General features: G+C 38.7%; 20 protein-coding genes. 19 read left to right on the plus strand and 1 reads right to left on the minus strand.

What is annotated here, in order from left to right; genetic code table 11:
* The first annotated feature begins 160 nt into the window (after positions 1 to 160).
* The 11 genes from BLP50_RS00635 (at position 161) to thiI (ending at position 13368) form a co-directional block, all read left to right on the plus strand.
* Positions 161 to 1759: a response regulator transcription factor gene (locus BLP50_RS00635; protein ID WP_090149399.1), complete on the plus strand. Its 1599-nt coding sequence runs from the start codon at positions 161 to 163 to the stop codon at positions 1757 to 1759.
* On the plus strand, positions 1759 to 3576 hold the full coding sequence (locus tag BLP50_RS00640) for a sensor histidine kinase (protein WP_090149402.1): 1818 nt from the start codon (positions 1759 to 1761) through the stop codon (positions 3574 to 3576). Before BLP50_RS00635 ends, BLP50_RS00640 begins: the two co-directional genes overlap by 1 nt.
* On the plus strand, positions 3566 to 4513 hold the full coding sequence (locus BLP50_RS00645) for a type 1 periplasmic-binding domain-containing protein (protein ID WP_090149405.1): 948 nt from the start codon (positions 3566 to 3568) through the stop codon (positions 4511 to 4513). The genes BLP50_RS00640 and BLP50_RS00645 overlap by 11 nt, the downstream gene beginning before the upstream one ends.
* Positions 4514 to 4522: 9 nt before the next feature.
* On the plus strand, positions 4523 to 5557 hold the full coding sequence (locus tag BLP50_RS00650; RefSeq protein ID WP_090149409.1) for a galactose ABC transporter substrate-binding protein: 1035 nt from the start codon (positions 4523 to 4525) through the stop codon (positions 5555 to 5557).
* A gap of 95 nt (positions 5558 to 5652) precedes the next feature.
* Entirely contained in the window at positions 5653 to 6528 is an 876-nt protein-coding gene (locus BLP50_RS00655) for a hypothetical protein (protein ID WP_330386030.1), read from the plus strand.
* A 73-nt stretch (positions 6529 to 6601) separates the two neighbouring features.
* Positions 6602 to 8266, plus strand: coding sequence for a glutamine--tRNA ligase/YqeY domain fusion protein (locus BLP50_RS00660; protein WP_090149414.1), 1665 nt, complete (start codon positions 6602 to 6604; stop codon positions 8264 to 8266).
* Between the two features lie 47 nt (positions 8267 to 8313).
* A complete protein-coding gene (locus tag BLP50_RS00665; RefSeq protein ID WP_090149417.1) occupies positions 8314 to 9183 on the plus strand; it encodes a DUF2225 domain-containing protein in 870 nt (289 codons plus the stop codon).
* Positions 9184 to 9330: 147 nt separating this feature from the next.
* Positions 9331 to 10287: a 50S ribosomal protein L11 methyltransferase gene (gene prmA / locus BLP50_RS00670; RefSeq protein ID WP_090149420.1), complete on the plus strand. Its 957-nt coding sequence runs from the start codon at positions 9331 to 9333 to the stop codon at positions 10285 to 10287.
* Between the two features lies 1 nt (position 10288).
* Complete coding sequence (locus BLP50_RS00675; protein ID WP_090149424.1) at positions 10289 to 11020, plus strand: RsmE family RNA methyltransferase; 732 nt, start codon at positions 10289 to 10291, stop codon at positions 11018 to 11020.
* Positions 11020 to 12174, plus strand: coding sequence for a cysteine desulfurase family protein (locus BLP50_RS00680; protein ID WP_242869190.1), 1155 nt, complete (start codon positions 11020 to 11022; stop codon positions 12172 to 12174). Before BLP50_RS00675 ends, BLP50_RS00680 begins: the two co-directional genes overlap by 1 nt.
* A gap of 12 nt (positions 12175 to 12186) precedes the next feature.
* A complete protein-coding gene (gene thiI / locus BLP50_RS00685) occupies positions 12187 to 13368 on the plus strand; it encodes a tRNA uracil 4-sulfurtransferase ThiI (protein WP_090149431.1) in 1182 nt (393 codons plus the stop codon).
* A 56-nt stretch (positions 13369 to 13424) separates the two neighbouring features.
* On the opposite strand, the gene BLP50_RS00690 is transcribed toward thiI, so the two are convergent.
* Positions 13425 to 13655, minus strand: coding sequence for an HPr family phosphocarrier protein (locus BLP50_RS00690; RefSeq protein WP_028243612.1), 231 nt, complete (start codon positions 13653 to 13655; stop codon positions 13425 to 13427).
* Between the two features lie 113 nt (positions 13656 to 13768).
* Here BLP50_RS00690 and mtaB point away from each other — a divergent pair, with 113 nt between their 5' ends.
* The 8 genes from mtaB to BLP50_RS00730 all read left to right on the plus strand — a co-directional run bounded on the left by mtaB (position 13769) and on the right by BLP50_RS00730 (position 20967).
* The gene (gene mtaB / locus BLP50_RS00695) at positions 13769 to 15094 is read left to right on the plus strand and encodes a tRNA (N(6)-L-threonylcarbamoyladenosine(37)-C(2))-methylthiotransferase MtaB (protein ID WP_090149433.1); all 1326 of its coding nucleotides are present in this window, start codon (positions 13769 to 13771) and stop codon (positions 15092 to 15094) included.
* 109 nt (positions 15095 to 15203) lie between these two features.
* A complete protein-coding gene (locus tag BLP50_RS00700) occupies positions 15204 to 15470 on the plus strand; it encodes an IreB family regulatory phosphoprotein (protein WP_090149437.1) in 267 nt (88 codons plus the stop codon).
* Positions 15470 to 15889: a Holliday junction resolvase RuvX gene (gene ruvX / locus BLP50_RS00705; protein ID WP_090149440.1), complete on the plus strand. Its 420-nt coding sequence runs from the start codon at positions 15470 to 15472 to the stop codon at positions 15887 to 15889. Before BLP50_RS00700 ends, ruvX begins: the two co-directional genes overlap by 1 nt.
* 105 nt (positions 15890 to 15994) lie before the next feature.
* A complete protein-coding gene (locus tag BLP50_RS00710) occupies positions 15995 to 16258 on the plus strand; it encodes a DUF1292 domain-containing protein (RefSeq protein WP_090149442.1) in 264 nt (87 codons plus the stop codon).
* Positions 16259 to 16303: 45 nt separating this feature from the next.
* Positions 16304 to 17980: a ribonuclease J gene (locus BLP50_RS00715; protein ID WP_090149445.1), complete on the plus strand. Its 1677-nt coding sequence runs from the start codon at positions 16304 to 16306 to the stop codon at positions 17978 to 17980.
* 1 nt (position 17981) lies between these two features.
* Positions 17982 to 18626 carry an O-methyltransferase gene (locus BLP50_RS00720; RefSeq protein WP_090149449.1) on the plus strand — a complete coding sequence of 215 codons (645 nt, stop codon included), beginning with the start codon at positions 17982 to 17984 and terminating at the stop codon, positions 18624 to 18626.
* The gene (locus tag BLP50_RS00725; protein WP_090149451.1) at positions 18626 to 19852 is read left to right on the plus strand and encodes a peptidase U32 family protein; all 1227 of its coding nucleotides are present in this window, start codon (positions 18626 to 18628) and stop codon (positions 19850 to 19852) included. Before BLP50_RS00720 ends, BLP50_RS00725 begins: the two co-directional genes overlap by 1 nt.
* Positions 19853 to 19911: 59 nt before the next feature.
* Positions 19912 to 20967, plus strand: coding sequence for a lactonase family protein (locus BLP50_RS00730; protein ID WP_090149454.1), 1056 nt, complete (start codon positions 19912 to 19914; stop codon positions 20965 to 20967).
* Positions 20968 to 20998 lie beyond the last annotated feature (31 nt).

Raw genomic sequence — 20998 nt, forward strand, 5'->3', positions numbered from 1 at the left:
TCTTGCTCGGCTTTTTTGGACCTGGGGGACGGGGTTAGTGGTCCATTTTGCTATTTGAAAATGGACCACTGACTCCGTCCCCCAGGTCCATTTCTTCTATACTTGTGAGGCAATTTTTGCTATAATTTAGGCATGTTTTAGGTATTCGGGGGAATAATTTATGTACAATGTTATGCTTGTTGATGACGAGGAGGAAGTTCGCCTTGCCATCGAGAAAAAGATTAATTGGCAGGAGCTTGGATTTAATGTGGTGGCCACTGCGGAAAATGGCCAAGATGCATTGGAGAGAGCCCTTGATACTCAGCCAGATGTTGTAATGACTGATGTCAATATGCCTTTTATGAACGGTCTTGAATTTTCTAAGCAGTTAAAGGCTCAGCTGCCAGCTACTAAGGTGGTTATTTTTTCCGGCTATGATGAGTTTGACTATGCGAAGGAGGCAATCGAGCTTTCTGCTGAAGAATATATTTTAAAGCCAATAGATGCAGATGAGCTTTATCAGGTTTTTGCTCGGATTAAGGTGCGCCTTGATGACGAGGTAGATAAGCGCCGCAATATGGAGACTCTGGAGAAGTACTATCAGGAGAGTTTTCCTTTTTTTAGAGAGCAGTTTTTGATTGGTCTTATAGAGGGCCATATTGAGCCTGATAGGATTAATGAGATAGCAGCAGACTATGGACAAGGTATTGAGGGGAATTTCTATGCTGTCGGCATAATAAAGCTTTCCTTTGAAAATCAAAATGAAATTAATAACGATACAAGGCGTCTTCTTTGCGTTTCTTTAAATCAGCTTGCCAAGGAGAGGCTTGCTGGTCATGCTAATTATTATTGCCTTAATTATCTGGGCAATGTAATTGTGCTGGGATGCTTTGAGAGAGCCGAAGAGTACGATGAGTTTGTTACAGACTTAGACAGAATTTGTAAGCTTTCTGCCAAGCTTTTGCAGACTAATACAACTGCAGGTGTTGGTGGTATGGTTACAGAGCTTAAGGATTTATTTAGCTCATTTAAATCCGCAGGAGAGGCAGCTGCCTACAGAATACTTTTAGATGAAAATCAGGCTATTCCTATAGGTGATGTTGAGCCTAAGGGTGCCCATATTAACTTATTTGAGACAGATAATGTAAATCAGATTTTAAAGCAGATAAAGATTGGTTCACCAGAAGAACTTAAGGGTTCAATACATGAGTTTTTCTCCAATCTTCATCAAAAAGGTGTGGCTCTTTATCAGCTGAAGCTTTCAATCCTAGAGGCTTATTTTGAGATAATTAAGCTGGCTAGAACATATGATATTAATTCTGAAGATGAAAAGGGTGACAAGGACATACTTGAACTTTTGGAAAAGGTAGAATCCCTTGATATGGTGGAAAAGTGGTTTGAGGACAGATGCTTTAAGGTAAAAGACATGGTCAATAAAACCAGACTTGATAGCACAGGTCTTATGATAGAAAAGGCCAAGGGATTTATTGCAGAGCATTTTACAGAGTCGGATATTTCTGTTGAAAGTCTTTGCACTTATCTAAATGTTAGCCCTAACTATTTTTCGTCGGTGTTCAAGAAAAATACGGGCCTGAGCTTTGTTTCATATCTTACTGATATTCGCCTTAAAAAAGCAGTAGAGTTACTGGAAAACACAGATGAGAAGGCCTATATGATTGCAGGAATGATTGGCTATGAGGAGCCAAATTATTTCAGCTATGTATTTAAAAAAGCTTATGGTATATCACCATCAAAATATAGACAGCAGAGAGGTAATTAATGGAGCGCTTTGACCTAAGACATTATTTTCATCGGGTCAAGAGAGCTTCCAAAAGAAGGAGCATTCAGCTTATTATTTCATTGTCATTTACTATAGTTGCCATACTTAGCATGTCATTTATGGCATTTGCTTTTTACACCAACTATATTAACACTGCCAAGCAGGCGGCAATTGATAATAACAAGCAGGTCGTTGACCAGATGAGTTGGAATCTTAATTCCTATCTTAGAAATATGATGGGAATTTCTAATAGTATGTATTACAGTGTCATCAAAAATATGGATCTTACCAGTGACACCATGACCAAGGAAATGGATATTTTATATGAGGCCAATAAGGACAACCTCATAAGTATCGCCTGCATTTCCCAGGATGGTGCCCTTATTTCTGCTGCTCCAATTGCAACTAGAAAAGCTGGCGTTGATTTTACTGAGCAGGATTGGTTCACAAACACTGAAGAGAAAATCGAGAACTTTCATTTCTCAACCCCACATGTACAGAATATGTTCGAGAGCAGTAACTACAGATATTTCTGGGTTGTTTCCTTGAGCCGTAGTGTGGATCTTAATTTTATGGGATACACAAGAAGAGGTATTCTCCTTGTAGATATGAACTATTCTGCTATAGAGCAGATGTTTTCAAGGGTAAATGAAAGAGGCGCTGGATACGTTTATCTTGTGGATTCAGATGGCGAGATAATCTATCACCCTAAGCAAAAGGCTATTTATGCAGGCCTTGTTAAAGAGAACAATTTGGTTGATGTCACTTACGATGACGGGGATTATATAGAGACATTTGAGGGAGATAAGAGAGCGGTTATCGTAAAGACGATAGGCTATACTGGATGGAAAATTGTGTCAGTTGTGCCTGTTTCTGAGCTTACAGGAGACTATAATCAGCTTAGAGTTTTTATGTTGGTTATAATTACATTTACCATTTTCTTAATAGTATTTGGCAATGTTATTATTTCTAAAATTGTTACTGATCCAATTAAGCGTTTAGAGGCATCTTTAAAGGATATTGAAGAGGGTGCGCTTGATGCTGAGCAGGTATATATAGGTGGTTCCCACGAGATTAGGCATCTGGGCAGGACCATTAAATCTCTTGTTGTCCAAATGAGAAATATCATGGATGAGCGAGTAAAGGAACAAAAAGAAAAACGTAAATCCGAATTAAATGCGCTTCAGGCTCAGATTAATCCTCATTTCCTTTACAATACACTGGACTCAATTGTCTGGATGATTGAGACGGAAAAATATCCAGAGGCGATTTCCATGATTACAAGCCTTGCCTCCCTGTTTAGAATCAGTCTTAGCAAGGGCAATAACATAATCACAATAAAAGACGAGATAACTCATGCTAAAAACTATCTTGCCATCCAAAAGGTGCGCTATAAGAACAAGTTCGAGGCAAATATTGATATTGATCCAGCTATTGAGGATTGCATTACAATAAAGCTTATTATTCAGCCGTTAATTGAAAATGCCATATATCACGCAGTTGGCGATTATGATGACGAGGGCGTGATTGATATAGTGGGATATGAAAAGGACGGTGATATATTTATCGAGGTTAGGGATAATGGAATGGGAATTCCACCTGAAACCTTGGAGAATCTTCTCAAGGATAAATCTCAGTCAAAAGGCAAGGGCTCAGGAATTGGTCTTTGGAATATCAACCAGAGAATCAACCTCTACTTTAAGGAGGAGTATGGACTGACTCTTGAAAGCGAGCTGGATGTGGGAACAACAGCCACAATTCATCTTCCTAAGATGACTATGGAAGAATATCAGGGAGGTGAAGGTCGTGAAAAATAGGAAAATTATTATCGGCTTCATAATAGCCTTCTTTTGCCTGCTGTTGATAGAGACTTTTATATATCTAACTTACAGCAATACACAAAAGGATGAGGTAAAGATATCCTTTATTGTTACAGGTGATAATTTAGATGAATGGGAGAGCATGAAGGCGGGAGCTGAGACTGCTGCTCTTGATAAGGACGTATCAGTAGATTTTGTAAATGTGCCTGTGGATTTAGGAAGCGAAGGTGAACAGGAAGCTGTTTTAAGAGCCTTTAACGATGGAGCTGACTATGCGGTGGTTGCCACTAGCGACTATCCTGCAATGATTTCTTTTATAAATGAAAGACAGCTTTTTAATAAAGTATTCTTGGCGAGAAATGGTGCTCTTAATGCTACTATAAATGGAGTGGTTGCAGATGATGAGGCTATAGCTACTGATTTTTCCAGGTATATTTCCTTTAATTATAACTGTAAGAATATTCTCATAGTTTCATCCCATGAAGATGTCAATGTGGATACTCTTAAAGAGTCCCTTATAGAGAATCTTGATAGCAAGGGAATTAAGGCGGAGTACAGGCTTATGTCCTCTGACCCTTCTGTAATTAAAAAGTCTTTATATAACATAGAAATCCTAGGAAATTACGATGGGATAATTACCCTTGATTATTACACTATGGAGGGAGCGGCTTCTGGTAAATTGAGAATCAATAGAGATATAAAGGTATTCTCGGTCGATAACAGTCAGGAGGCAGTATATTACCTGGATTCTCAAGGAATTAATGCCCTTGCTTTCAAGGATGATTATTCAATGGGATTTCTGGCGGTTTTGCAAATTACAGACAAAAAAGAGTATGGAAATATGGCCTCTAACGCGCCTCTTTACTACATAGCTGATAGAGAAAATATGTACAGTGATGAACTTGAAAAGGTGCTGTTTCCATTTGTTAAATAGGATAAAGGTATGAAAAAGGTATCGTTATTAATTGTTTTTGTTTTGGTGGTTGGACTTATATGGGGATGTAATCTTCCAAATAATGATGTGGAGGAAGTCAGAACTATAAAAGTTGGAATTACAATGTACAATGAGTTTGACCCATTTACAGAACAGATAAGACATAATATAGAAAACAACTTAACTCAGATCGCAGATAGACAGAATGTTGAAATCGTTACAACAACTGTATATTCCAGCCAAAATCAACTAGTTCAAAATGACCAGGTGGAGGATTTTATTGAAAAGGGTTATGACATAATATGTGTAAATCTTGTAGATAGAACTGACCCATCTGTGATAATTGAGACTGCTAAATCTACAGATACACCTATTGTTTTCTTTAATCGAGAGTTGGTAGAGGATGATTTGAAGCGATTTGATAAGCTCTATTACGTAGGTGCAGAGCCTGAAGAGAGCGGAAGGATTCAGGGGGAGCTTGTTCTTTCTGCTCTTGAAAAGAGGTTTGATGAAATTGATATTAGCGGTGATGGTGTTATCCAATATATATTGCTAGAAGGAGAAGTGGGACATCAGGATGCAATTATTCGCAGCCGTGTATCAGTGGAGACTATTTTAGATGGCGGAATTGAGCTGGAACGCTTGGGAGATGAAATAGCCAATTGGGACAGAAAACAGGCTCAAACCAAGGTTACATCACTTCTTCAGGGGTACCCGAGACAAATTGAGCTTGTAATTGCCAATGATGATAATATGGCTCTTGGAGCTGTAGATGCTATGAAGATATTTAGAGTTCAAAACATGCCATTGATTGTTGGTGTCAATGGTGATCAGGAAGTTTTGAAATATATTTCTGATGGAGTGATTGAGGGCACAGCTCTTAATAATGCTGAGGCTAAGGGCCGGATTATTGCTGAGATGGCCTATGGAATTGCTGCAAATGGAAAGGTCCCTGATGATATTAATCTAGTGGACGGTAAATATTACTATGTTCCATACATTAAGATAGATAGGAGCAATGTAAAGGAGTACATGGAGGAATAAAATTCCTATTGATAACATAGGCTTTAAAGGGTTATAATCTTTAAAGTCTATTATTATGTCTAGAAGTGTGCGAACAATAACGGAGGATAGTTATTTTGCTTGATAAATTAGAGAAAAAACTAGGTAAATATGCCATTAACAATTTGATTATTTACCTTTTATGTGGATATGCAATTGGTTATGTACTGTTGTTTGGACAGAGATTTACTGGAGTGCCATACCTTAGTTTTATGACATTGGAGCCACAACTTATTCTTCAGGGCCAGGTTTGGAGATTAATTTCATGGGTCCTTGTACCACCTAGTAGTCTTAGTCTTTGGACTATCATCATGTTTATGCTTTATTACCAGCTAGGTTCTGTGCTAGAGCGTACATGGGGTGCTTTCAAATTTAACGTTTATATATTTGGTGGAATTATATTTACAGTAATAGGTGCCTTTGTTGTTTATTTCTTTTTTCCACCTTTACTTGGAGGGGTTATTCCCCTTTCAATAGGCCAATATTTCAGTACATATTATATTAATTTGTCTATATTTTTGGCTTTTTCTGCATGCTTTCCTGATATGCAGGTGCTTTTATATTTCATTATTCCGATAAAGATGAAGTGGATGTCAATTTTCTACCTTGTTATTGTTGGATATAATGTATTCCAATATGTTAGTGCAGGAGAGTGGTGCGCCGCTGTACCTATCATTGCATCACTTTTGAATTTCTTTATTTTCTGGCTTATGACTAGAAAATATAATAGATATAATCCTAAGGAAATCCACAGACGTGCTGAGTTTAAGCGTCAGGTTACACCACCTAGAACTGCTTATCGGGATGGCACCCCTATTGCAAAGCATAAATGTGCTGTTTGTGGACGCACGGAGATTACTAATCCAGAATTAGAGTTTAGATTCTGCAGTAAGTGCAATGGTAACTATGAGTATTGCAGCGACCATTTATTTACTCATACTCACGTTAAGTAATTACTTTGATTTTTAGGCTGTCATTTATGGCAGATATTCGATGCAAAAATAATGGGAAGGAAATATTAGTAAAATGAGTGAAGAAGTAGTTAGCAAAAATTTTATCGAGCTTGAAATTGATAAGGATCTTAAGGAAGGTGTATACGACCACGTTTGTACACGTTTCCCACCAGAGCCAAATGGTTATTTACATATTGGACATGCTAAGTCAATCATCTTAAATTACGGTCTCGCTAAGAAATACAATGGTGAGTTCCACATGAGATTTGATGACACTAATCCTACAAAAGAAAAGGTAGAGTTCGTTGATTCAATCAAGGCTGACATTAAGTGGCTTGGTGCTGATTGGGGTGACCACCTTTATTTTGCATCAAACTATTTTGATAAGATGTATGAGGTAGCTGTGGACCTTATTAAGAAGGGTCTTGCCTATGTATCTGATCTTTCTGCTGATGAGATGAGAGAGTTCAGAGGTGATTTTGAGCACCCTGGTAAGGAAGATCCTAACCGTAATCGTAGCGTAGAAGAGAATCTTCAGATGTTTGAAGATATGAAAAATGGTAAATACGAGGATGGAAGCCATACACTTCGTGCAAAGATTGATATGGCATCACCTAATATCAATATGCGTGATCCAATCCTTTACAGAGTTGCCCACATGACACATCACAACACAGGTGATAAGTGGTGCATCTACCCAATGTACGATTTTGCACATCCACTTGAGGATGCTTTCGAGAATATTACACATTCAATCTGTACTCTTGAGTTTGAGGATCACAGACCTCTTTATGATTGGGTGGTTAAGTCTGCAGGATTTGCTAATCCACCACGTCAGATTGAGTTTGCTAAGATGTACCTTACAAATGTTGTTACTGGTAAGAGATACATTAAAAAGCTTGTTGAAGATGGTATTGTAGATGGTTGGGACGATCCTCGTCTTGTATCTATCGCGGCTCTTCGTAGAAGAGGATTTACTCCTTCTTCAATTCAGAAGTTTGTAGAGCTTTCAGGCGTATCTAAGGCTAATTCGTCTTCTGACTATGCAATGCTTGAGTATTGTATCAGAGAGGATTTAAAGACAAGCCGTAGCCGTGTTATGGCAGTTCTTGATCCAGTCAAGCTTGTTATTGATAATTACGACAGTGATGATGTGGAGTGGCTTGATGCTCCTAACAACCTTGAGAATCCTGAGCTTGGTAGCCGTCAGGTTCCATTTGGTAAGGAGCTTTACATCGATAGAGAGGACTTCATGATTGAGCCTCCTAAGAAATACTTTAGATTATATCCAGGTAACGAAGTTCGCCTTATGAACGCATACTTCGTTACTTGTACATCTTATGAGACTGATGAGAATGGTAAGGTGACTTGCATTCATTGTACATATGACCCAGCTACTAAGGGCGGCGACGCTCCAGACGGTAGAAAGGTCAAGGGAACAATCCACTGGGTAGCAGCTAAGACAGCTTTAAAGGCTGAAGTGCGCCTCTACGAAAACATTGTGGACGAAGAAAAAGGAGTGTATAATGAAGATGGTAGTTTGAATCTTAATCCAAACTCCCTTACAGTTCTTAAAGATTGCCTTGTAGAGCCATCTCTTAAGGATGCTAAGGCATATGATAGCTTCCAGTTTGTGAGACAGGGATTCTTCTGTGTTGATTCTAAGGATTCTAAGCCAGATGCTTTAGTATTCAATCGTATCGTTTCCCTTAAGAGCTCTTATAAAATTACAAAATAAGCATTTAACTGTTACCAACTAATTAGTTTTTAGTTAAAGGACGTATTATGAATTTACTTTCAGGAATGGAAAAATTTGGCTTCTCAATGGATGGGGAGCTTGATATTTTAGCCGATGAAAAGCAAAAGGCAGGGGCTACTCAGTCTGGTCAGGCTGCAGCACCGGTTGTAAAGGAAGAAAAGGACTTTATTCTTGATAAAAAGGTTAGATGTCCTGTATGTGATAAGGAATTCCCTATCAAGGCTGTTCTTGCTACAAAGCTTAAGCGTCTTGAGCCTGATTTCGACTTGAGACCTAATTATGAGTATGTTGACAAGTGCAAATATGACTTTATATCATGCCCACATTGTGGCTATTCAGCCCTTGATACCACATTCTCTAAGATAGATACAGCTAGAGTTAAGCTTATCCGTGCTGAGTTTTGTCCTAGTTTCAAGCCTCAGATAGGTGAGACACTTCCTGATATATATTCTTATGATTATTCAGTAGAGAAATTTAAGCTTGCTCTTATTTGTACACTTAAAAAGCGTGCTAAGATGTCAGAAAAGGCTTATGTTTGTCTTAAGATAGCTTGGCTTCGCCGTGCCCAGCTCAAGGAATTGCAGGGACAAAAGGATGCAGATCCTAAGGTGGTAGAGCTGGTTAAAAAAGAGTATGAAGGCTTCTATAAGCAGGCATACGAGGGATTCATGAAGGCAGTATCTTCAGAGACTCCACCATATTGCGGTATGGCTTCAGAGGCTGTTGAGTTTATGCTTGCCAACATGTCTATGCACTACAAGCAGTACGATGCAGCTATGAAACTTATAGCTAGACTTATTCAGTCCCCTAGCACATCTCGCAAGCTTAAGGACAAGTGTGTTGACCTTAAGGATGAGATTACTGCTAAGGCCGCTGCTGCTAAGGCACAATCATAATATTTTTGATAAGACCACATATCAAGGGATTCCTTGATATGTGATTTTTGTTGTTATATGGAAATAGGGGAGAGCCTGTTTCCCACAGCGGGACCATTGCTGTAAGCAATAATAAATGGCCCTGCTTTCCCGTAAAAGGAGAAGAATATGAACTGGATTAAATATTCGATTAATACAACTACAGAAGCTGAGGATTTTGTCAGTGCTTCACTTATGGAACTTGGTATTGATTCTATTGAGATAGAAAACAATGTACCTGTTTCTGGAGACAAGCAGGGCGGAGAGTTTGAAGAACTTCAGCCTGATTTACCAGAGGATTTAGGTTTGTCAAAAGTCTGCTTTTATTTATCTGATGAAGAGGACCACGAGGTTTTATTATCTCAGGTAAAGACTTCTTTAGCAGAGCTTAAGGACGTAATGGATATAGGTGAAGGCACCATTGATACATCTGTTACAAAGCAAGAGGATTGGATTAACAACTGGAAGCAGTTCTTTAAGTCCTTCTACATTGATGACATTTTAATCAAGCCTACTTGGGAGGAGCTTCAAGCTTCCGATGAGGGCAAAATCTTTGTGGAGATTGATCCTGGTGTTTCATTTGGTACTGGCAAGCATGAGACCACTCAGCTTTGTATTAGACAACTGAAAAAGTATCTCAAGCCAGGGAATGAAATTCTTGATATTGGATGTGGAAGCGGTATTCTTTCAATTATAGCAAGCAAGCTTTTAGACGGACAATGTCATCTTGTTGGTACAGATATTGATGAGGACTGTATTGCTTCTACCTATGAGAATTTCCAGGTTAATCATATTGATAAATCATCTGGCGATTTCTATGTTGGCAATCTTATCGACGACAAGGATTTGCAGGACAAGGTAGGATATGAAAAATATGATGTGGTAGTTGCTAATATTTTGGCAGATATCATTATTGCTATGGCTCCAGCTATTCCGCCTACAATGAAAAAGGGCTCTTACTTTATTTCTTCTGGAATTATCGATTTTAAGGAAAATGAAGTTAAGGAAGCGTTGGAAGCTGTTGGACTTACTATTGTTGAAATAAACCATCAAGGTGAGTGGGTAAATATCACCGCACGTAAATAATATGCAACAGGTATTCATTGATAATTCGCCAGTAGATGGCGTAATAACAATAACTGGACAGGATGCACATCATCTGATTAGGGTAGTACGCCTTAAAAATGGTGAAAAAATAAGAGTGTCATGTTCTGACGGCAGCAATTATATTTGTCAGGTTAATGGACCAAGTGGCGATGATTTAATTGTTGATGTTATTGAAGAGGTTCCATCTACCGAGCTAAACAACCGTATATATTTATTCCAGGCAATTCCTAAGGGAGACAGAATAGAGACGATTATCGAAAAATGCGTTGAACTTGGAGTCTATGAGATTATTCCTGTGCAGATGAAAAACTGCATTGTAAAGCTTGATGAGAAAAAGAAAAAGAACAAGCTTGCTCGTTATCAGGCTATTGCAGAATCTGCTGCCAAGCAATCAAAGCGTTCTATTATCCCTAGTATTCATGAGATTATGGACTTTAAGCAGGCTTATGAATATGCCTGTGATTTGGATGTTATTCTTTTGCCATACGAGTGTAAAAATGGCATGAAAGACACATTTGATGTGCTTGCTTCTCTAAAGAAGGGCCAGAGCATTGGTGTGTTTATTGGACCAGAGGGAGGATTTGATCCTTCTGAAATTGAGCTTGTTAAAGATAGAGCTAAGCTTATTTCTCTTGGAGGCAGAATCCTTCGGACTGATACAGCCGCTATATGTTCACTTAGTATGTTAATGCTTAAATGCGAGGAAATGTAATGATTTATTTTGATAATTCCGCCACCACCAGATGCTCTGATGAGGCGATGACAATAATGCAAGAATGTCTGCAGGAAAACTACGGCAATCCTTCTTCGTTGCACAGTATGGGTGCAAAGGGCAAGGATTATCTCAAGGACGCTAGAGACATTATTTCTGGCATATTAAAAGTTAATTCTAAAGAAATCTATTTTACCAGTGGTGGTACAGAGGGAAACAACCTTGCTATTCGCGGTGGAGCTATGGCTAAAAAGCGAAGAGGCAACCATATTATCACCACAAAGATTGAACATGCTTCTGTTTTAAATCCTGTAAAGGCCCTTGAAAAGGAAGGCTTTGAGGTTACATATCTTGGCACAGATGAATATGGCGTGATTAATCTTGATGAGCTAAAGGACGCACTTCGTGAGGATACTATTCTTGTTTCAATCATGATGGTTAATAATGAGATAGGTGCGCTTCAGCCAGTTGCAGAGGCAGGCAAGCTTATTAAGAGCTTTAACAAGGACATTTTATTCCATGTTGATGCTATTCAGGCCTTTGGAAAGTTCAAGATATTCCCAAAGAAAATGGATATAGATTTTCTTACAGTCAGCGGACATAAGATTCACGGTCCAAAGGGATCTGGATTTATATATATTAATGAGGCTATCTTTAATATTATGGTACCTCAGATTTTAGGTGGTGGCCATGAGAGAGGGATGCGCTCAGGTACAGAGAATGTGCCAGCTATAGCAGCTCTTGGAATTGCAGCTAAGGCATGCTATGACAATCTTGACAGCAATGCTTCTCACATGTATGCTATGAGACGTCGATTGATTGAGGGCGTTTCTTCTATAGACGGCGTCAGTGTCAATGGACATCTTGATGATAATAGCGCTCCACACATTGTAAGTGTATCTATAAAGGGTAATAGGACTCGTGCTCAGGTTATTCTTAATGCACTTCAGGATAATTACGGCATATTTGTATCAGCTGGTTCTGCTTGTTCATCTAACAAGCCGGCTATTAGCGAGACTTTAAAGTCTATTGGACTTGAGAAGGATTTGCTTGAGCGTACAATACGTTTTAGCTTCTGTCCTGAGAATACAATGGATGAGGTAGAAGAGGCTATTAAGGCGCTTACAGATTTAGTTCCTAAAATGACATTATAAAGGATGGGAAATATGACATATCAGGCATTTTTGATTAAATATTCAGAGATTGGTGTTAAGGGCAAAAATAGATACGTTTTTGAAGATGCTCTTGTTACACAGATTAAGAGAGCTTTAGACCCAGTAGAGGGTAAGTTCGTTGTTAGAAAGCAAAGCGGTAGAATTCTTGTTTCTATAGATGGCGAATACGATTATGATGAGGCAGTAGATGCGTTGCAGCATGTATTTGGTATCAGTGCTATTTGTCCTACTGTTGTAGTACCAGATGAGGGCTTTGACGCAATGGCAGAGGCTGTTATCAAGTATGTTGATGAGGAGTTTGAGGATAAGAATTTCTCGTTCAAGGTAATGGGACGTCGTGCTAACAAGCAGTATCCTATGACTTCAATGGAGGTTGCTGCTGAGATTGGAGCCCGTCTTTTAGATGCATTCCCAGAGATGCATGTTGATGTACACAAGCCAGAGCGCATTATTTATGTAGAGGTGAGAGAGAATATTGCAATCTATTCTACAGAGATTCCTGGTCCACATGGCATGCCTGTAGGTACAGCTGGCAAGGCTATGCTTTTACTTTCTGGTGGTATTGATTCACCTGTTGCTGGCTACATGATTGCTAAGCGTGGTGTTAACCTTTCAGCTACATATTTCCATGCACCACCTTATACATCTGAGCAGGCTAAGCAAAAGGTAGTAGACCTTGCAAAGCTTGTTGCTAAGTATTCAGGTCCTATTGATTTACATATTGTAAACTTTACAGATATTCAGCTTTATATATATGAGCAGTGTGCTCATGAGGAACTTACAATCATTATGCGTCGTTACATGATGAGAATTGCAGAGCACTTTGCAAAGGAAAATGACTGTCTTGGTCTTGTTACTGGTGAGTCTATTGGACAGGTTGCCAGCCAGACAATGCAGTCTCTTAACTGTACAAATGCAGTTTGCTCACTTCCTGTATACAGACCACTTATCGCATTTGATAAGCAGGATATTGTTGATATTTCAGAGAAGATTGATACTTATGAGACTTCAATCTTGCCTTACGAGGATTGCTGTACAATTTTCGTTGCAAAGCATCCTGTTACAAAGCCAAAGCTTGAGGCTATTGAAAAGCACGAGCACAATCTTGATGAGAAGATTGACGAGCTTATGAAGCAGGCAATTGAGTCTGTTGAGATTGTAAAAGTACGATAACAAAAAGGAGCTTTGCTGTATAAGCAAAGCTCCTAAATATTTACTGTCAGTTGGGATTAAACGATATAATCCTTTAATGTAGACATAACGTCTTCTGCATCACCTTCAGCGTGAACTGTGAGATCGATTGGCTTAGAAAGGTCAAGGGAGAAAATACCCATGATAGACTTAGCATCGATAACATAACGTCCGCTTACAAGATCAAAATCATAATCAAACTGGCTGATGGTATTAACGAAAGACTTTACCTTGTCAATTGAATTAAGAGAAATTTGAACTGTTTTCATGCTTTTGCCTCCTCCGAAGATTTATAAAAAATATAAGATTATACTAAATCAACGATGCCCAAAAGTCAACAAACTATTGATTAATTCACAACAATTAGAAAGGCTATTTATATATGAAAAAAGCGGCTTTACACAACCTTGGTTGCAAGGTTAATGCATATGAAACCGAAGCCATGGAAGAACTCCTTAAAAAGGATGGTTTTACCATAGTAGGATTTGATGAAATGGCAGATGTATATGTTATTAATACTTGCTCTGTTACAAATATAGCTGATAGAAAATCTCGTCAGATGATACATAAATGCAAAAAGCTTAATCCTGATGCTTGTGTAGTAGCAGCTGGTTGTTATGTTCAAAACTTCGGCAAGGAAGTTGCTGATGAGCTAGGAGCAGATATTATACTTGGCAACAATAAAAAGAATGAGCTTGTAGGCAAAATACATGAGTATTTTGCTAATCTTGATGAGAGTTCTGGTCCTATTCTCGATTGGATAGATATAAATGATGGCAACGTATCATATGAGAATATGGTAATTGAAAAGGATTCTGAACACACTAGAGCATTTGTAAAAGTTCAGGATGGTTGTAATCAATTCTGTAGTTATTGCATTATTCCATTTGCCAGAGGTCGTATCAGAAGTCGCGACGTAGATGATGTTATTTCAGAGGTTACAGGACTTGCTAAGAATGGATACAAGGAGGTTGTTATTACTGGTATTCACCTTAGCTCATATGGCAGTGGTACGGATTATACACTTGCTGATTTGCTTGAGGCTGTTGAAAAAATAGAGGGTGTTGAGCGTATTCGTCTAGGTTCTTTGGAGCCTCAGATTGTAACAGAGGATTTTGCAACTAGAGTTTCTGCCCTTAAAAAACTCTGTCCACATTTTCATCTTTCCTTACAGTCAGGCTGTGATACTGTTCTTAAGAGAATGAACAGAAAATACACAATTGAAGAGTATACTAAGGGGGTTAACATCCTTAGAAAGTATTTTGATGATCCAGCTATTACAACAGATATCATTGTAGGCTTCCCTGGGGAGACAGAAGAAGAGTTTGCAATCACAGAAGACTATGTTAAAGAGATAGCTTTTTATGAGCTTCATGTATTCGCGTACTCTAAGAGAAAGGGCACAAAGGCTGCTACTATGCCAGGCCAGATTACAAATGCCGTTAAAAAGCAGCGCAGTGCTAGTCTTATTGCTCTTGGAAATGAGACAACATTACAGTACAGAAAGTCTCATATAGGAAAGACTCTAGATGTTTTGTTTGAAGAAGAGGCTACAATTGATGGCGAAAGCTATTACATTGGTTTTTCAAAAGAGTACATTAAATGCGCAATTAAATCTGATGGGAACACCGATTTTTCTAACTGCATTATGCAGGTAAAAGCAAAGGAAATTATAGGCGACGGTCAGTACTTGGTTGTTGAAATTTAAGGTTTTCTATATTACAATAGGGCTAAGCAAAAGCTATTATTGTATATTAATTTCTAATGATTCTTATATAGTTTAGTAATAGTGTGGGAGTTTGAGAGACGAGGTTTTTATGGCAGATTTAAGTAACACACAATATTTTAAGGTTCAAAAGGATAATCCTGTTGGAGTAAAGGAAGTAATCGAGCAGGTGTATAGTGCACTTTCCGAAAAAGGCTACAATCCAGTGAATCAGATTGTGGGCTACATAATGTCTGGTGATCCTACATATATTACCAGTCATAATAATGCTAGAAGCCTTATTATGAAAGTTGAACGTGATGAGCTTGTTGAAGAGCTTCTAAAGGAATATATTTCTAGTGAGAGCTGGAGAAAGTAATGGGAAGAATTCTTGGTCTTGATTATGGGACGAAAACAGTTGGGGTCGCGCTAAGTGACCCTTTGCTTTTGACTGCACAGGAGTTTGAGACGATTACAAGAGAACGTGCCAGTGCTTTGCGCCATACTCTCGTTAGAATAAAAGAAATATGTGAAGAGTACGATGTTGAGCTCATTGTTCTTGGTTACCCTAGGAACATGGATGACACAGAGGGATTTCGTTGCGAGGACACTCTCAAGTTCAAGGGTCTTCTTGAGAAGAGAGTGGATATTCCTATTGTGCTTGTGGACGAGCGACTTACTACCGTATATGCGGATGAGATACTAGAAGAATCAGGAGTCGCAAAAAAGGATCGTAAGAAAGTTATCGATCAAATTGCGGCGGCAATAATTTTGCAGGACTATTTAGATAATAAATAGCCAGTAGATGTCAAGCTCTTAGATTTCTCAAGCTAATCATGTTAGATTAGCGGAGAAATACTAAGGCTTGATATCGTAACTGGCGAGAAAGGCATTTATATTAGGATGGATAAAATTATTTTTACCGGTGATGACGGAGAGAACATTGAATTTTTTGTAATTGAGGAGACTCAGTTATCAGGAAATAAATATTTACTTGTTTGTGATAGTGAAAACGAGGACGAGGATAGTGAGGCCACTATTCTTAAGGAGACTGCATTAGATGGCGACGAGGTCGTTTACGAGTTTGTAGAGGATGACGTTGAATTTGAGGCAGTTGCAAAACTATTTGACGAGTTAGTTGGCGAGGATGCTGACATTGAATTTTAATTGATTTATTAACTTGATTTTTTATTATTTGTAGGAGGTTATTTTTTGAAAAAGAAAACTGAACAGACGGCTGAAAGGCTAAAGATTATTCCACTTGGAGGTCTTGAGCAAATCGGCATGAATATTACTGCGTTCGAGTACGGAGACAGTATTATTGTTGTGGATTGCGGACTTTCATTTCCTGAGGATGATATGTTGGGCGTGGATCTGGTTATTCCAGATGTTTCATATCTCAAGGAGAATCAAGACAAGCTTAAAGGCTTTTTTATCACCCATGGTCACGAGGATCATATAGGTGCTATTCCTTATGTTTTTAAGGAGCTTAATGTTTGTCCTATTTATTCTACTAAGCTTACTAATGGCCTTATTGAGCACAAGCTTGAAGAGCACAAGATGCTTACTAAGGTTAAGCGCAAAATTGTTAAATATGGTACACATATAAACGCTGGGGATTTTAGAGTTGAGTTTATTCGTACTAACCATAGTATTCAGGATGCTGCAGCTCTTGCCATTTATTCTCCAGCAGGTATTGTTGTGCACACAGGCGATTTCAAGGTTGATTACACACCTGTATATGGTGACCCAATCGACTTACAGCGTCTTGGCGAAATAGGAAAGAAGGGTGTACTTGCCCTTATGTGTGATAGTACAAATGCAGAGCGCCCAGGATTTACTGCATCAGAGAAAACTGTAGGTAAGACTATCGATTCTATTTTTGCTGATAACACATCTAGCCGTATTATCATTGCTACATTCGCGTCAAATGTTGACCGTGTACAGCAGATTATTAATTCGGCAGACAAATATGGAAGAAAGGTATGTGTAGAGGGCCGTTCAATGGTTAATACTATTGATACTGCTTCAAAGCTTGGCTATCTTCACATTCCAGACAATACACTTATTGATATTGAGTCCCTTAAGGCGTACCCTGATGAGAAAATTGTACTTGTTACAACAGGTTCTCAGGGTGAGTCTATGGCAGCACTTTCTCGTATGGCTAACGGTACACACAAAAAGGTACAGATTAAGCCAGGTGATATGATTGTATTTTCATCTCATCCAATTCCAGGTAATGAGAAGGCTGTATCTAATGTTATCAACGACCTTACTATGCGTGGAGCTCAGATTGTAATGCAGGATGTTCACGTATCAGGACATGCTTGCGCTGAGGAGATTAAGCTTATCTATTCTTTGGTTCGCCCTCAGTATGCAATTCCTGTCCATGGTGAGTACAAGCATCTTGTGGCTCAGGCTAAGATTGCCGAGTCTCTTGGTTGGGATCATGATCATATTAAGATAATTCACTCTGGAGATGTTCTTGAACTTGGAGATAATTACTCTAAGATTTCTGGTCATGTTCATACAGGTGCCATCATGGTTGATGGTATCGGTGTAGGTGATGTAGGTAATATCGTTCTTAGAGATAGACAGAAGCTTGCTGAGGATGGAATTATCATTGTTGTGCTTACACTTGATTCTGCTACAGGTACAGTTCTTGCTGGACCAGATATTGTATCTAGAGGATTTGTTTATGTAAGAGATTCTGAGGATCTTATGGATAGTGCTCGTGCTGTTCTAGCTGAGACCATGGAGGCCCTTGAGGAGAAGAACATTACTGATTGGAACAAAATCAAGGGAGATATCAGAGATAATCTTTCTGATTTCGTATGGCACGAGACACAGCGTCGCCCTATGATTATTCCAATTATCATGGAAGTATAAAATGATTGTTGATGAGAGATATACCACCTATTTGAATAGCCTTTATCCTGAGCTTAGCCCAGTGTTAAAGGATATTCAAAGGGAGGCGTTAGAGAGTTATGTACCTATCATCAGACCTGAGACGGTAAATTTACTACAGCTTCTCATTAAGATGAATCAGCCCAAGACAATTCTTGAGGTTGGAGCAGCAGTTGGATTTTCTGCTAATCTTATGGCGGAGGCTGCAGGCGATGATGTTAGGATTACCACTATAGAAAATTATGAGCCTCGCATTCCTATCGCAAATGCGAATTTCAAAAGGACTGGAAGAGATAATCAGATTACTCTTTTAGAGGGAGATGCAATGGAGATTCTTCCTACCTTAGAGGGACCTTTTGATTTTATATTTATGGATGCAGCGAAGGGACAATACATCAATTTCTGGCCAGAGATTAAGAGGCTTATAAGAGATGGTGGAGTAGTTGTTACTGACAACGTTTTGCAGGATGGAGATATAATAGAATCTCGTTTTGCAATCACTAGACGCAATCGCACTATTCATAAGCGGATGCGTGATTATTTATATGAGTTGACCCATGACGAGGATTTTTCTACTACGATACTTCCTCTAGGGGACGGTGTTAGTATATCTGTGAAAGGAAAGTAATGAGAAATACAGAGTTATTAGTTCCAGCAAGCAGCCTTGAAGTACTTAAGGTTGCTGTTATTTATGGAGCAGATGCAGTTTATATCGGTGGAGAGGTGTATGGCCTTAGAGCTAAGGCTAAGAACTTCTCAAAAGAGGATATGATTGAGGGTATTAAATTTGCCCATGATCATGGCGTGAAAGTTTATGTTACAGCTAATATTTTAGCTCATAACGGAGATTTAGAGGGTGTTAAGGAATACTTTAAAGAGCTTAAGGAAATTAAGCCAGATGCCCTTATTATTGCCGACCCTGCTGTCTTTATGCTTGCAAAGGAAATCTGTCCTGAAATAGAGCGTCATGTCAGCACACAGGCTAACAACACAAACTACGGCACATACAAATTCTGGTATGACCTAGGCGCTAAGAGGGTTGTTTCTGCTAGAGAGCTTTCTCTTGCGGAGATAAAAGAGATTAGAGCCAATATTCCAGATGATTTAGAAATAGAGACATTTATTCACGGAGCAATGTGCATTTCATATTCTGGACGTTGCCTCCTTTCTAACTATTTTACTGGTCGTGATGCCAACCAGGGTGCATGCACTCATCCATGTAGATGGAAGTATGCTGTTGTAGAGGAACAGAGACCTGGTGAGTATTTCCCAGTTGAGGAAAATGAAAGAGGTACTTACATTTTCAACTCAAAGGACCTTTGTATGATAGAGCATGTGCCTGATTTACTTGAGTCAGGTATAGATAGTTTCAAAATAGAGGGACGAATGAAGACTGCTCTTTATGTTGCAACTGTTGCTCGTACATACCGCAAGGCTATTGACGATTGTAAGGAATCTATAGAAAAATATGAGGCTAATTTAGATTGGTATAAGGAACAGATTGCTGCTTGTACATATCGTCAGTTTACAACAGGATTCTTCTATGGCAAGCCTTCTGAGGAGTCTCAGATTTACGACAACAATACCTACAATATCGGTTATACATATTTGGGTATTGCCGGAGCCGCTGATAATCAAGGATATTTTGAAATTGAGCAGCGCAATAAATTTTCAGTGGGCGAAACTATTGAAATTATGAAGCCAAACGGAGATAATATAGAGGTAGAAGTTCTTGGTATTAAAGACGAAACTGGTGCGGATATGGAAAGCTGTCCACATCCAAAGCAAAAGCTATTCATTAAGCTTAGCGTCACACCGGATGAGTTTGATTTACTTAGACGCAAAGAAGCATAACATAACTTCTTGTGGTAATCCCACAAGAACCTACAGGTTTTAATTACGAGGAGAATAAGATGGCAGAGAGTAAATATGTGGCTTATGTTGGTACTTACACTCACGAGACTAGTGTTGGTATTTATGTTTATGACGTTGATCCTGATAAGGGACTTCTTAAGGAGCGCAGTGTAGCACCAATTAATAATCCATCAGACATTATTAATTCAAAGGACAACAAATTCCTTTATTCAATCGCTGATGAGGGTGTGGCTTCCTTCAAGATTCTAGAGAATGGTGATTTGGAAAAGATGAATCAGGAATGGGTTGGAGGCATGCGTGGCTGCAATCTTTGCGTAGATTCTCAGAATAGATATTTATTTGTAGCAGGATATCACGATGGTCGTGTTACAATGATGAATTTAAATAAGGACGGTAGCATAGGCTCTATCGCTGATGGTATTTTCCACCAGGGTATTGGTAAGTCAGTTGCTGATAGACCACTTTACCCACACTGTACATGTGTAGAGCTTACTCCAGATGAGAAGTTCTTATGTGTTGTAGAAAATGGTCTTCATCAGATTAAAATCTACGAGGTAGATTATGAGATGGGCAAGCTTCGCCTTGTAGACATTGTAAGATGCGCTATGGGTTCTGCACCTCTTAAGATGAAGTTTTCTAATGATGGCAAATATGCTTATGTAATTACAGAGATGTCAAATGAAATCCTTGTATATGATTATCATATTATCGAGGGACATCCTGATTTTGAAAATATCCAGACAGTTTCACTTCTTGTAGGAGTTGATGAGGAGATTTCTACTGGTACTAATATCAAGTTTGGCGATGATGATACATTCCTTTATGCCAGTGTAGATGGTCTCAATGCTATCTGCATGTATAAGAGAGATGTTAAGTCAGGCAAGATTGATTACTTCGCTCATAGCTTTATTAGTGGTGATTATCCTAAGAGCTTTGCTGTATTGCCAGGAGATAAGTATTACGTTTCTCTCAATCATGATACAAATGAGATTCGTAGCTTTACAATTGATAAAAAAGAGGGACATTCTCTTATGCAGAATGCACCTATCAAGATTGCAAAGCCAAATAGTATTGTAGTTGTAAAGATTAAATAGGTCTTTAGTGTGGGGCTGTTTTAAACAGCCC

This window comes from Pseudobutyrivibrio sp. AR14 (genome assembly GCF_900101325.1).
Taxonomy (GTDB): domain Bacteria; phylum Bacillota; class Clostridia; order Lachnospirales; family Lachnospiraceae; genus Pseudobutyrivibrio.